Genomic DNA, 12,605 nt, shown 5'->3' with positions numbered 1-12,605 from the left:
CAATTAATCCTTAGAAAAGTGAACCTTCTTGGAGACTAAAGATTCGTTGTCAATCTTTATAATTTTATGAGTGATAATAGCATAAATGGTATCTGAAATTACTGTGTTTTCAATCTCTCTATTATAAATGAGTTTCATTTTTTGAGTACTGTCGTTTACTTGTGTTGCTTTACCAGATTGTCGAATGTCTTTTATGACTGAAGCATCATCATCAATGTAATTGTTTATAGAATCTTTGGTATAGTTTTTTAATTGCTCAGTAACTTCATTCGTAAATTCTGGATGTTGATTTTTTAAAGCGATCAAATCATAAAAATCTTGTAATTTTTGATTGATTAATGACAGATTAATTGCGGACTTTGCATCATCATCTACTATAATATCTTCATCTTCAAGAGCCACGACTTCATCTGAACTTTCACTGCTTTTCATATTTTTATTATCCATGGCACAGGCAGTAAGCAGCATAAAAGTTAGAATGAGTATCGAATGTTTTTTTATCAAATTCATATTACCGAATTATAAATTTTAGTTTTACAATTTTCCCATCTACAATAATTTTGTCCAAAATTTCCATGCCCTTTAAACTTCGAGTAGGGATGGTTAGTTTCTGGATAAATTCTTCTTTAGTGTAGAGTTCTACCGTGTTTGCGTTTCTAAAAAACTGATATATTTCTACTTGGTCGCTAAAAATAGTATTGAGTTTTTCTCTGTGTTGTTTCCACTCTGTAATATTCTTGTTTGTATAATAATTGAGCATCAGTGCATAATCATCTGCCGTTAATTTTACAACGTTGTTTTTATTAGAATTATAGTGTCGTACAATGGTATCTGTTTTGTAATATGGAGATTGAACTACAAATTTTATGCTATCTGCTGTTGAGGTATAATTGAAACAACCCAATGAGTCAGACGTTTTATGTATTGGAGATTCTCCGTTTTTTAGAATCTTAATATTTAAAATGACAGTGTTTATTGGTTCATTTTTTATGGAATCATAAAAACAGAATTGATAGTTGTTTTTACGATTTATAATAGAAAAAGCCAATAAAACGCAAGGCGCCAAAACCAATATCCATAAATAGGTTTTATAATTTGTTTTCAGTTTTTTGGTTTTGATTTCAACGGTATGTTCAGCTTTAAATGCACTCCAGTTTTGATAACCTACATAACTGCTCAACAGATTAAGGATATCTATTCGAGGTAACTTTCCAGCTTCATTTTTAATATAGGTGTAAAACCATTTTTCGCTAACACGTGCTTTGACTTTATCAAACAAGTCTTCTTGAAAAGCAATAATATCTTCACCTTTCCAATCTTCAATAGTCTCGGATGCGCTATTGCTTTCCAAGAATTTTTGCGTTATGGCTAGTTTTAACTGTGAAAATGTATGCTTTTCTTCTAAATTCAAAATTAATACAAAGGTCTGAAATCCACTTGTTTAACGCTTGTAAATCATTTACAAGTGGTTTACAAGCGTTTTCTAAGGCTTAAAAACGGTTATGCTATAGGTTTGCTTGTATAACGTTTAAAAATATAAAATTATGAAAGCAAAACCATTTAATTCAGGAATTAAATTTTCAACCGTATTGGCAGTATTAACCATGCTAATTGCTTGTGATGCTAATCACAAAAATTCTAAGAGTGTAATTTATGATATGGATGATAAAGATGTTTATGAGGTCGCAACAGATGAAGAACGCCTACTAGAACATAACACAGAAGAGTATGATATAATCTATGAAAATAGCTTTAGGGATGCGATGCAAAACCCATTATCAACATTTTCAATAGATGTTGATAATGCATCTTATAGCAATGTGAGACGATTTCTGAACAATAATCAATTGCCACCAAAGGATGCTATACGAATTGAAGAAATGATTAATTATTTTGATTATGATTATCCACAACCAAAGGACAAACATCCGTTTTCATTTTCTAATGAAGTTTCCAATTGTCCTTGGAATACGGAACACAAATTGGTGCATATTGGAATTCAAGGAAAATCCATAGACTATGATAATTTAAAATCCAGCAATTTTGTATTCTTAATTGATGCTTCGGGCTCAATGTCCTCCAATGACAAATTACCACTACTTAAAAAGGGACTAGGATTATTGCTCAATGAACTCAATGAGAATGATAAAGTAGCAATTGTCGCTTATGCAGGTGCTGCTGGATTAGTGCTGCCTTCCACAACTGTATATCGAAAAGAAACGATTTTAAATGCATTGGATAGAATTGAATCTGGTGGTTCTACCGCTGGAGGACAAGGTATAGAATTAGCTTATAAAATTGCAAAGGAAAACTTTATCAAAAATGGGAATAACAGAGTGGTTTTAGCAACTGATGGCGATTTTAATGTGGGAATTTCTTCGAGTTCTGATTTAGTGCGATTGATAGAGGAAAAACAAAAAGAGGATATTTATTTGACTATTTGTGGTTTTGGAATGGGTAATTATAAAGACGGAAGAATGGAGCAAATAAGTAATGCCGGCAATGGGAATTACTTTTACATTGACAACATTAAAGAGGCGAAAAAAGTTTTTTCTACAGATATGAGAGCAAATATGTTTACTATTGCTAAGGACGTGAAAATTCAGATTGAATTTAATCCCAAACAAGTTAAAGCCTATCGTTTAATTGGGTATGAAAATAGACTAATGAAAGATGAGGATTTTAATGATGATAAAAAAGATGCAGGAGAGTTAGGTGCAGGTCATACAGTAACGGCTTTGTACGAAGTAGTTCCTGCAAATTCAAATGACCCTATTGAAAAGCATGATGCTTTAAAGTATCAAAAGTCAGAAATCACAAGTGCGACGCGTAATGACGAGATGCTTACCATTAAATTTAGATATAAAAAACCTAAAGAAGAAGCGAGTATTTTAATAACCGAGACTATCAATGACAGGGGTTTAGAATTAGACGCCACTTCAGATAACTTTAGGTTTTCATCTGCGGTAGCAGGCTTCGGATTAATTTTAAGAGATTCAAAATACAAAGGTGTTATGTCTTATGACATGTTAGAAAATCTTGCTAAATCTGCGAAAGGAATAGATACCAATGGCTACAGGCAAGAATTGGTCAGTATGATTGAAACCGCATTCTTGCTATCTAAAGAACAATAATAATTCTAATGAGAAACACTTTTAATTAACGATTAAGAGTGTTTCTTGTTTTTCTAAAAAATGCATTTTTCCTAAATGAACAAATAGGAGAGTGAGCCTAAAAAAGTTTACTATTAGCTGCAAGTTAGAAGGTTTGATAATATATTATTTTTTTGGTAAATCAGCAGTTCTTTCTTCTACTGGAGCGATTTCAGAAAGTTCGTTTTGCGGTTGATCCAAATAGAAATAAGCTGTGGCAGAAACATCATCTTCACGATAAAAATTGGTCCAACCATTTGGCAAAGAAGGGTCGCTGAGTTTTACTTCAGGTTCTAGCTCCAGTAATTTAATGAATGTGAGGTCATTGTGTAAGGTTACGGGTTTTACATTTAAGCCTTTGTCAATAAATTCCTGTACTTTTTCTTTGCCTGCACCTCCCATAATTTGAATACTTACTGAAATATCATCATAAAAATAAACAGGATCAGGAATGTGATAGCGATAAAAAGCAAATATTCCCTTTTCAGTATTTGCAATTGGTGAGCCTTGGTACATGTGGCTATACGTTTGTTGTCCATATGCCGTGCCAATATAATCTTCGGTCCCTGTGCCCACTAGAGTCGGGTAATCCGAATCGCCGTCTATATACATTTTTACTTCGCCTTCACCATACCAAGTGGTTTCTAGCTCAGGATCTGTTTTTACTCCCATGTTAGTGCCAATGAAACGGCCTTTACCAGTAACTTTAGGTAAAATTTCAAAATCTTTCCCAAATTTAGTTTTGTTTGCTCTGCTCCAGTAGGAATGAAAATAAAGCATGTCTTCGTCATGCGCTTCCATTAAAATATTAACATCATAAAATAGCTGATTGAGCGGTTGATCCGATTCATTGGTTATGGTAATTTTGGCATGTTTTTTAAATGGCATTGGAATGGCGCAATTAAAAGATCGACCTTCAGGATCAGAGAACAATTTACTTTGAAATGGTAAACGCTGTCCGAGTCCGATACCAAAAAAATCTCCGATTGGTGCAGATACAGCAGGAGTTTCACTATTATCCCAAAACATTTCAATTTTAATGGCGCGCAACATTTCTGGGCTTCTATCATTGAAGGTCATCCATATTCTTCGAATCGTACCACTACCTTCTAAGTCCATGAGGTCAACAGATTCACCTGCTTTTAAAGCATTAAAAGCATGGCCTTTTGCTCCTTTGTTCTCTATACCTCCTTTGCCTTTGTCTCCCGATTGGTTTTCAAAACTTATCCATTTTGTTTTTTTATCTTTTGGCATATCAAAAAGTTCTTGGCCACTACACGTATATTGGGCGATGGTCAAGAAAAGTAGTATAGATGATAACATTATTTTCATGGTGATGTGTTGAAAAGTTAGATTTTAAAGTTAATCAAATTCGTATGAATATTTTAGAAAACAGTTATTTTTGTCTCAATGCAAACCAAGCTTTTAAATTATATTCCTGCTGCGGCAAACCCAATGGTGACTGCACTTTTAGCTACAGATAACTTGGTGGTAAAAGTGAAGAACGAGCGTAAAACACGACATGGCGATTACAGGGAATTACCAAATGGAAAGCATCAGATTACTGTAAACTCTAATTTGAACTGCTATCGGTTTTTAATTACCTTAATTCACGAAATCGCCCATTATGAAGCTTATAAAAAATACGGTCGATTTATAAAACCACACGGGAAAGAGTGGAAGTACACCTTTCAGCATCTAATGTTACCTTTTTTACGACCTGAAATTTTCCCTTCAGAATTATTGCCTTTATTAGCCAATCATTTTAAGAATCCAAAAGCGTCTAGCGACACAGACACGCAACTCGCCTTGGCCTTAAAGCAATTCAACGAAGACAATGATAAAACATATGTATTTGAATTACCTTTGAATCAAACCTTTAAGCTTTACAATGGTAGAGTGTTTAGAAAAGGCAATAAAAGAAGAAAGAGATATGAATGTGTCGAAGTTAAGTCAGGTAAGTTATATTTGTTTAATCCAAATGCCGAGGTGGAATTGTTGGAGAAATAAATATGCCTTATGAAAACAGAAACTTCAAGTTTTTAAGAAGACCAACTGAAAAAAATTATATGAAAAATAAAAATTATTACGCCATATTAATGGCAGGTGGAGTAGGTTCAAGATTTTGGCCAGTAAGTACTCAGGATTTTCCTAAGCAGTTTCACGATATGCTAGGAACAGGAGATACCTTGATTCAGAAGACATTTCATCGTTTGGCGCAATTGATTCCTGAGGAAAATATTTTCATTTTAACCAATGAACGTTATAATGATCTTGTTTTTGAACAACTACCAAGTGTCACAAAACGACAAGTACTTTTAGAACCAGCAATGCGAAATACGGCACCTTGTATTTTGTATGCTTCATTAAAAATCCAAAAAGAAAATGAAGATGCGGTGATGATTGTTGCACCAAGCGACCATTGGATTGAAGATGAACAAGCGTTTTCAGACAATGTTAAAACAGCATTTGACTATTGCGAATCTCATGATGCTTTGATGACTTTGGGTATTACTCCAACATTTCCAAATACGGGTTATGGTTATATAGAATACGATAAAGAAAGGTCACTGAGCGCAGCCGAAGTGAAGTCGGTAGATCAATTCAGGGAAAAGCCAGATTATGAAACTGCAAAATCCTTTATAAGCCAAGGAAATTTCTTATGGAATGCTGGTATTTTTATGTGGAGTGCAAAATCAGTTATTTCAGCCTTCAAAAATAATCAACCGAAATTATTTCAACTTTTTGAAAGTGGCTATAGCGTTTATAATACAGAATCGGAAGATGATTTCATAAAAGATAATTACAAAAAAGCAGAAAACATATCCGTAGATTATGCACTGATGGAAAAAAGCGATAATGTGTATGTGATTCCTGCAACCTTCGACTGGAACGACCTAGGAACTTGGGGCAGTCTATACGATAAGCTAGATAAAGACGAAAATAGCAATGCAGTTGTCAATGCCAAAACTTTGCTCGAAGATGCCAACGGAAACATGATTCGTTCAAAAAAAGATAAAGTTGTCGTAGTTGATGGGTTAAAAGATTACATCATTGTAGATAAAGACGAAGTTTTACTTATCTTTCCTAAGGAAAAAGAACAAGATATAAAAAAAGTGCTTCAAAATGTGAAAGCTAAATTTGGGGAATCCTATGGATAAGCATTTTGAATATGGCATGAGTAGAATTAACCATCAGGCATTACTAAACTTCTAATTATTGCATTTTTAATATGAGTGACGAAAATAAATTCAATTTTTCTGAAGAGGAAAACTCGCAGATCACCAACGAGATGAATAAGGAGGCGGCTGTTGAAGAAAAGAAAGAAGCCGTAAAGAAAGATGCTCAAGGCTTGTTTGTAAGCATAAAAACGTTTTTAAGTGAGCTGCTCGATTTTAGGGAGGATACAGATAGAGACGCTACCATAACAGCTATAAAAGCTGATATTCCGTTCAAGGGCGCAACCGCATGGATTTTGGTCTGTTCTATTTTTGTAGCTTCTATTGGTCTTAATGCCAATTCTACGGCAGTAGTGATCGGTGCCATGTTAATTTCTCCGTTAATGGGCCCTATTTTAGGAGTTGGTTTGTCAATAGCTATCAATGATATTGATACGTTACGGAAGTCGCTCATCAACTTAATGACCATGATTGTGTTAAGCTTGCTGACCGCATTCTTATTCTTTTGGTTATTTCCGTTAAGTGAAGAAACCTCTGAACTTTTAGGAAGAACAAGACCAGATATTAGAGATGTTTTGATTGCCTTCTTTGGTGGTTTAGCTTTAATTATAGCACGAACAAAAAGAGGGACAATAGCCTCGGTTATTTTTGGTGTTGCCATTGCGACGGCGTTAATGCCACCTCTTTGTACAGCAGGATATGGCTTGGCAGAAGGGAATTGGGCTTATTTTGGTGGTGCGATGTACTTGTTTACCATTAATACGATTTTCATTGCCTTAGCAACATTCTTGGTCTTAAAAATCCTGCGTTTTCCAATGCTTAAATATGCCAATTCGGCAAAACGTAAGCGTATTTCCAGGATTGCAACAATTGTAGCCATTATAGTAATGATTCCTGCAATTTGGACATTTTTAACCGTATTACAAGAAAGCAAATACGAAAGGGATTTTAAGAATTATGTTGAAAATGAAATTGACACCAATCCTAATTTGTGGTTGCAACGAAAAGACATTAATAAGGATACAAAGAAAATCAGTTTTTACTTTAATGGAGATGTCAGTGATGAGATGATTTCCGATTTACAGAATGAGAAAAAAAACTATGAAAACCTTCAGGACTTTGAGTTGGTAATTAATGCCAACAAAACAAGAAGTGCTGATCGTTTAACGGAGTCTTTAGATAGAGCTTATGCAGATTTAGATCGAAAGGATAATGTTATTGATGGTCTTCAAAAACAAATCACAGAATTAGAAACTAATATCTCTAACCTAAATAAGCTCATTGAGTCTAAAAATACCAATCAAAATGCGGTGTCATTTAGTTCACTTTCTCGAGATGCTAAAGTAAGATTTAGTGACCTTGAATATTTTGGATATGCGAAAATGCTAGAGTCCAAGGATTTTATAAATATCGATACAGTAACGGTTGCTAATGTGAGATGGAAAGTTAAACTTTCTGACAGTCTTATATTAATTAAGGAACGTGATTTACAAAAATGGTTGAAAAACGAACTAAAAGTAGATACGGTATTTATTAAACGAAATTAAATTAGTGATCCTCGTCTAAATACATTTTACGAACTTTTCTAAATAACTCAGAGGAATAAACGAAGTTAGTCACAGCTTCGTTTTCTGTTTTAAAGATAGTTTCTTTAGAACCTTCCCATTCTAATAAGCCATCTTTAAGGAATACGATTTTCTCTCCAATTTCCATTACAGAGTTCATATCGTGCGTATTGATCACTGTGGTAATATCGAATTCGTCCGTTATTTCCTGAATTAAATTGTCGATAACAATTGCCGTTTTCGGATCTAAACCAGAGTTAGGTTCATCACAAAATAAATATTTTGGTCTGTTAACAATAGCTCTAGCAATAGCCACTCGCTTTTGCATGCCTCCTGAAGCTTCACTTGGCATTTTATTATTTGCATTATCTAAATTGACCCGCTTTAAAACTTCATTTACCCTATCTTGCATTTCACTCTTACTCTGTTTGGTAAACATACGTAAAGGAAACATCACGTTTTCCGCAATGGTCATGGAGTCAAAAAGCGCACTGCCTTGAAATACCATTCCCATTTCGGCACGTAAGTCGGTTTTTTCATCTCTTGATAACTTACTAAAATTTCTTCCTTCGTAACAAATGGAGCCTTTTTCATATTCAAATAAACCCAACAGACATTTTAAAAACACCGTTTTACCCGAGCCACTTTGACCGATAATCAAATTGGTTTTTCCTTTATCAAAAGAAGTCGTGATGCCTTTTAAAATATGTGCATCTCCAAACGATTTATTTAAATCCTTAACCTCTATCATAATTAGCCTAGTAATAAACTGGTTAGTAAAAAGTTGGTTAATATAATCATAACACTGGTCCAAACGAAAGATGTGGTACTAGCTTTACCAACTTCTAAAGCGCCACCTTTCATAAAATAACCATAGTATGAAGGAATGGTAGCTAATAAAAACGCAAATACAAATGTTTTTGCAAAAGCATAAATAAAGTGAAAGGGAATAAAATCGGTTTTCACACCTTCAATAAAATCTTCAACAGTAACATAACCACCATAAACCGAAGCTGCCAAACCTCCCAAAACTCCTAAAAACATAGCAATGGAAATCACAAATGGATAAAGCGACAACGCAATAAACTTAGGAAAAACAAGATAGTTTATTCCATTGATGCCCATAACTTCCAGTGCATCGATTTGTTCTGTAACTCGCATCGTCCCAATACTTGACGTTATAAAAGAACCTACTTTACCAGCCATGATAATAGAAATAAATGTTGGTGCAAATTCTAAGATTATGGATTGTCTGGTGGCAAATCCAACCAAATATTTTGGCATAATTGGGCTCGTCATATTCAACGAGGTTTGAATAGCAACAACGCCTCCAACAAAAAATGATATAAAGGCAACGATACCTAATGATCCAATAATGAGATCGTCAATATCTTTTAGAATTAAAGGTTTCATCACAGACCATTTAGTAGGTCTGCGAAAAATATCCTTAATCATTATAAAATAAGTACCTATATTATATAGATAAGTGCTGGGTGTTTTCATTAATGCTAAAGTATAAAAAATGATTAGGATATTACCTTAAATTAAAAATAAGATAACATAAAAATTGTATTTTTGAGATTCAATTGAAAGTCTTATCCAAATGAAAAATTTCTTCACTTTAATAGCCATTTTGTTTTTGTTTTGCTCTTGTGGTTCTCAAAATACGACACTTCCTAACAAAGGGAAAAGTCCTTCGATGGAATCGAATGCTAGACCAAAATTAGTGGTTGGTATCGTGGTAGACCAAATGCGTTACGATTATTTAACACGATTCGACTCCAAGTTTGGAGATGGCGGTTTTAAACGTATGATACGTGAAGGTTTTAACTGCAAAAACAACCATTTTAATTATGTGCCAACTTATACTGGTCCTGGTCATACGTCAGTTTATACGGGTACAACACCAAAATATCATGGAATTATAGGCAATAATTTTTATGATAAAGAGATAAAAGAAATGGTGTATTGTGCAGGTGATGATAGTGTAGAATCAGTAGGTACAGCGCATAACGCTGGCAAAATGTCTCCGCATAGAATGCAAACCACAACCTTTGGCGACGAGAACAGATTGTTTACGCAGATGCGAGGTAAAACCATTGGGATTTCTTTAAAAGACAGAGGTGCCATCTTACCGGCTGGGCACACGGCAAATGCGGCCTATTGGTTTCATGGCTTGGATGAAGGCTTGTGGATTTCGAGTACATTTTATATGAATGATTTGCCGCAATGGGTAAAAGATTTTAATGCTACTGAGAAAGCAGAATCTTATCTGAAAGAGTGGAATACGCTCTATGATATTTCAACATATACAGAAAGTGGAACAGATGAAAATACCTTTGAAGGTGGTTTTACAGGCAAAGAAAAAGCTACGTTTCCTTATGATCTAAAAGCGTTGAGCAAAGACAATCGCGGATTTGATATTTTAAAAGCTACGCCTTATGGTAACAGCTTAACCGCAGATTTTGCCATGGAAGCCATTAAAGCAGAAAATTTGGGCGAAGATGAGATTACGGATGTCTTGGCAGTAAGTTTTTCTGCTACTGATTATGTAGGTCATAATTTTGGCGTGAATTCTAAAGAGATTGAAGACACCTATATTCGTTTAGATAAAGATTTAGAGCGTTTCTTTGAGTATTTAGACGCAACAGTCGGGAAAGGAGAATACACGGTTTTCTTAACTGCAGATCATGGTGCAGTAGATGTGCCTTCTTATTTAACTTCGGTTAAAGTACCTTCTGGTTATGTGGATAGGAACGACAGAAAAGAAAAATTTAATGCGTTTTTAAAAACGACTTATGGCTCGGAAGGTATTGTTGAGAATATTAGCAACGACCAGATTTTTTTGGATAGGGACAAAGTGAAAGATTTAGGATTAAATCTTATTGATGTTCAGAATACCATTGCCATGGAGCAATTGGGTTACAAAAATGTTTATAAAGTTTATACCGCAACAACTATGAGTACTAGTGGTTTTTCTACAGGGTTAGAGGAGTTGTTACAAAACGGCTTTAACCAAAAACGTTCAGGTGATGTTATTTTGGTCAATGACCCTTCGTTTATTCCATATGGCAGAACAGGTTCTACACACGGAAGCGGACAAAATTACGATACGCATGTGCCATTATTGTTCTTTGGAAAAGGTATAAAACATGGTGAAACGTTTGATAAAACGGTAATTCCGGATATTGCGCCAACTATTTCTGCGCTTTTAGGGATTAGTTTTCCTAATTCTGCTACTGGGCGACCTTTGGGGTTTGTGATTGATTAAGACAGTGATTTGAAGCGAAAACCAATTTTTACAATTATCGCCGTTATCATAGTTATTGGCATTTACAGTTACGACCATTTTCTTAACTCTGAAGAAAAAGCCGAAATTGTAAAAGAAGGTAAAACCATTAAGGCAACTACCAACGCTTATTATTTGCCCACAAGCACGACCAATCAAATTGTACACCATCAAAATTACTCCCTCTCCTATAGTGAGCCTCACGAACAAGCAGAATGGGTGGCGTACGAATTAAAAGCATCGCACCTAAGTTCTACTAACCACAAAAGGCCTTATTTTGAAATCGATTCCGCCGTGAATACTGGAGCAGCACATTGGCGAAATTATAAGAAGTCGGGTTACGATAAAGGGCATCTGTGTCCTGCTGGTGATCGACGATTCACTAAAGAAGCCCATGATGAAACCTTTTTAACCAGTAACATCACGCCTCAAGAACATCAGTTTAATGCTGGAGTTTGGAATCGACTAGAGCAAAAAGTAAGGTATTGGGCAAAAAAGAATGATGGAGTTTTCGTGATTACTGGTGGCGTTTTAGAAAATAATTTGAAATCTATTGGTGACGAAGCTGTTTCGGTTCCCAATCAATTTTTTAAGGTTATTTTGGATAATACTAATGGTAAAATTAAGATGTTGGCGTTTTTAATGGAACATAAGGATTCGGATGTACCACTATATAAATTTGTGGTTCCAGTGGATTCTATTGAAGCGTTGACAGGAATTGATTTCTTTCCGGTGTTGGATGATACTATTGAAGATCAGTTGGAAGGATCTAGCGGTTACAAGAGTTGGAGTTTTTAACGAATTCTTGCGACGGCAAATCTCTAATTTGATAAAAAAACTAAGGGCAAATCACGAAATTTGTCTATAGTTTCTTTAAAGCTTTTGCAATTCTAAAAAATATGCTCACTTTTATTAAAAATAACTAGGATGATTTCTATAGAATCTAAATCTTTAAGTCTATATACCAAGGAATTATGTTTGTTTATAACACACCTATGTAAGTTGTATATCTTAGATTTAGGACAGATATAATTGTGCTTTTCAATTTTTTCAATAAGTGCTTCTATTTCGTTTTCAAAGCGCTCAACAATATCTATATTCCAGTTGATAAATAATTGATCAATTACAGATTCGTAAGATTCTAATGCATAAGGAGTCCAACTAACTTTCATTAATCATTCTTAATGTGTTGTATTTTTGACCTTATTTTGCTTTTCACTTCAATGTGTGAAATAGTCTCTCCTGCATCAGCTTGTGCAATACTTTTAGTAATAGCATTTTTATCAGCAATTGTTAACTCATCGTACCAATCAATATCAGAACCTTGCTTTAAAGCATATAATTTACTTATAATGTGCTCATCAGTTAGTGAGGTTAACCATTGAATTAAATCTAATTTTTTGTTCTCTATAGTCATATC

General features: G+C 34.4%; 13 protein-coding genes. 6 read left to right on the top strand and 7 right to left on the bottom strand.

What is annotated here, in order from left to right; genetic code table 11:
• Positions 1-3: 3 nt before the first annotated feature.
• Positions 4-510 (bottom strand): hypothetical protein, encoded by a 507-nt coding sequence (locus HM987_RS14505; RefSeq protein WP_179008767.1) that lies wholly within the window; start codon positions 508-510, stop codon positions 4-6.
• Position 511: 1 nt separating this feature from the next.
• The gene (locus tag HM987_RS14500; protein WP_179008766.1) at positions 512-1,411 is read right to left on the bottom strand and encodes a hypothetical protein; all 900 of its coding nucleotides are present in this window, start codon (positions 1,409-1,411) and stop codon (positions 512-514) included.
• A gap of 133 nt (positions 1,412-1,544) precedes the next feature.
• Between HM987_RS14500 and HM987_RS14495 the strand changes: the two genes are divergently transcribed.
• Positions 1,545-3,134: a vWA domain-containing protein gene (locus HM987_RS14495; protein ID WP_179008765.1), complete on the top strand. Its 1,590-nt coding sequence runs from the start codon at positions 1,545-1,547 to the stop codon at positions 3,132-3,134.
• Between the two features lie 144 nt (positions 3,135-3,278).
• Here the strand turns inward: HM987_RS14495 and HM987_RS14490 are convergent, their stop codons facing one another.
• The gene (locus HM987_RS14490; protein WP_179008764.1) at positions 3,279-4,484 is read right to left on the bottom strand and encodes a glycoside hydrolase family 172 protein; all 1,206 of its coding nucleotides are present in this window, start codon (positions 4,482-4,484) and stop codon (positions 3,279-3,281) included.
• Between the two features lie 78 nt (positions 4,485-4,562).
• On the opposite strand from HM987_RS14490, the gene HM987_RS14485 reads away from it, so the two are divergent.
• The 3 genes from HM987_RS14485 (at position 4,563) to HM987_RS14475 (ending at position 7,878) form a co-directional block, all read left to right on the top strand.
• On the top strand, positions 4,563-5,162 hold the full coding sequence (locus tag HM987_RS14485) for a SprT-like domain-containing protein (RefSeq protein WP_179008763.1): 600 nt from the start codon (positions 4,563-4,565) through the stop codon (positions 5,160-5,162).
• Between the two features lie 59 nt (positions 5,163-5,221).
• Entirely contained in the window at positions 5,222-6,313 is a 1,092-nt protein-coding gene (locus tag HM987_RS14480; protein WP_179008762.1) for a mannose-1-phosphate guanylyltransferase, read from the top strand.
• A gap of 71 nt (positions 6,314-6,384) precedes the next feature.
• The gene (locus HM987_RS14475; RefSeq protein WP_179008761.1) at positions 6,385-7,878 is read left to right on the top strand and encodes a DUF389 domain-containing protein; all 1,494 of its coding nucleotides are present in this window, start codon (positions 6,385-6,387) and stop codon (positions 7,876-7,878) included.
• A 1-nt stretch (position 7,879) separates the two neighbouring features.
• On the opposite strand, the gene HM987_RS14470 is transcribed toward HM987_RS14475, so the two are convergent.
• Positions 7,880-8,647: an ABC transporter ATP-binding protein gene (locus HM987_RS14470; RefSeq protein ID WP_179008760.1), complete on the bottom strand. Its 768-nt coding sequence runs from the start codon at positions 8,645-8,647 to the stop codon at positions 7,880-7,882.
• Positions 8,648-8,649: 2 nt separating this feature from the next.
• Positions 8,650-9,399 (bottom strand): MlaE family ABC transporter permease, encoded by a 750-nt coding sequence (locus tag HM987_RS14465; RefSeq protein WP_179008759.1) that lies wholly within the window; start codon positions 9,397-9,399, stop codon positions 8,650-8,652.
• Positions 9,400-9,499: 100 nt separating this feature from the next.
• On the opposite strand from HM987_RS14465, the gene pafA reads away from it, so the two are divergent.
• Together pafA and HM987_RS14455 are read left to right on the top strand one after the other, a co-directional pair.
• The gene (pafA, locus tag HM987_RS14460) at positions 9,500-11,167 is read left to right on the top strand and encodes an alkaline phosphatase PafA (protein WP_179008758.1); all 1,668 of its coding nucleotides are present in this window, start codon (positions 9,500-9,502) and stop codon (positions 11,165-11,167) included.
• A 9-nt stretch (positions 11,168-11,176) separates the two neighbouring features.
• Positions 11,177-11,983: a DNA/RNA non-specific endonuclease gene (locus HM987_RS14455; protein WP_179008757.1), complete on the top strand. Its 807-nt coding sequence runs from the start codon at positions 11,177-11,179 to the stop codon at positions 11,981-11,983.
• Between the two features lie 92 nt (positions 11,984-12,075).
• Here the strand turns inward: HM987_RS14455 and HM987_RS14450 are convergent, their stop codons facing one another.
• Positions 12,076-12,357, bottom strand: coding sequence for a type II toxin-antitoxin system RelE/ParE family toxin (locus tag HM987_RS14450; RefSeq protein WP_179008756.1), 282 nt, complete (start codon positions 12,355-12,357; stop codon positions 12,076-12,078).
• A complete protein-coding gene (locus HM987_RS14445; RefSeq protein WP_179008755.1) occupies positions 12,357-12,602 on the bottom strand; it encodes a hypothetical protein in 246 nt (81 codons plus the stop codon). Before HM987_RS14445 ends, HM987_RS14450 begins: the two co-directional genes overlap by 1 nt.
• Between the last annotated feature and the right edge of the window lie 3 nt (positions 12,603-12,605).

Source organism: Winogradskyella forsetii (genome assembly GCF_013394595.1).
Taxonomy (GTDB): Bacteria; Bacteroidota; Bacteroidia; order Flavobacteriales; family Flavobacteriaceae; genus Winogradskyella; species Winogradskyella forsetii.
This window is presented reverse-complemented; position numbering and strand designations above follow the sequence as displayed.

What these genes read in the sequence shown, in the direction of transcription:
- HM987_RS14505 (WP_179008767.1), bottom strand. Translation starts at nt 510, where the DNA reads ATGAATTTGATAAAAAAACATTCGATACTCATTCTAACTTTTATGCTG.
- HM987_RS14495 (WP_179008765.1), top strand. Translation starts at nt 1,545, where the DNA reads ATGAAAGCAAAACCATTTAATTCAGGAATTAAATTTTCAACCGTATTG.
- HM987_RS14490 (WP_179008764.1), bottom strand. Translation starts at nt 4,484, where the DNA reads ATGAAAATAATGTTATCATCTATACTACTTTTCTTGACCATCGCCCAA.
- HM987_RS14485 (WP_179008763.1), top strand. Translation starts at nt 4,563, where the DNA reads ATGCAAACCAAGCTTTTAAATTATATTCCTGCTGCGGCAAACCCAATG.
- HM987_RS14480 (WP_179008762.1), top strand. Translation starts at nt 5,222, where the DNA reads ATGAAAAATAAAAATTATTACGCCATATTAATGGCAGGTGGAGTAGGT.
- HM987_RS14475 (WP_179008761.1), top strand. Translation starts at nt 6,385, where the DNA reads ATGAGTGACGAAAATAAATTCAATTTTTCTGAAGAGGAAAACTCGCAG.
- HM987_RS14470 (WP_179008760.1), bottom strand. Translation starts at nt 8,647, where the DNA reads ATGATAGAGGTTAAGGATTTAAATAAATCGTTTGGAGATGCACATATT.
- HM987_RS14465 (WP_179008759.1), bottom strand. Translation starts at nt 9,399, where the DNA reads ATGAAAACACCCAGCACTTATCTATATAATATAGGTACTTATTTTATA.
- pafA (WP_179008758.1), top strand. Translation starts at nt 9,500, where the DNA reads ATGAAAAATTTCTTCACTTTAATAGCCATTTTGTTTTTGTTTTGCTCT.
- HM987_RS14450 (WP_179008756.1), bottom strand. Translation starts at nt 12,357, where the DNA reads ATGAAAGTTAGTTGGACTCCTTATGCATTAGAATCTTACGAATCTGTA.
- HM987_RS14445 (WP_179008755.1), bottom strand. Translation starts at nt 12,602, where the DNA reads ATGACTATAGAGAACAAAAAATTAGATTTAATTCAATGGTTAACCTCA.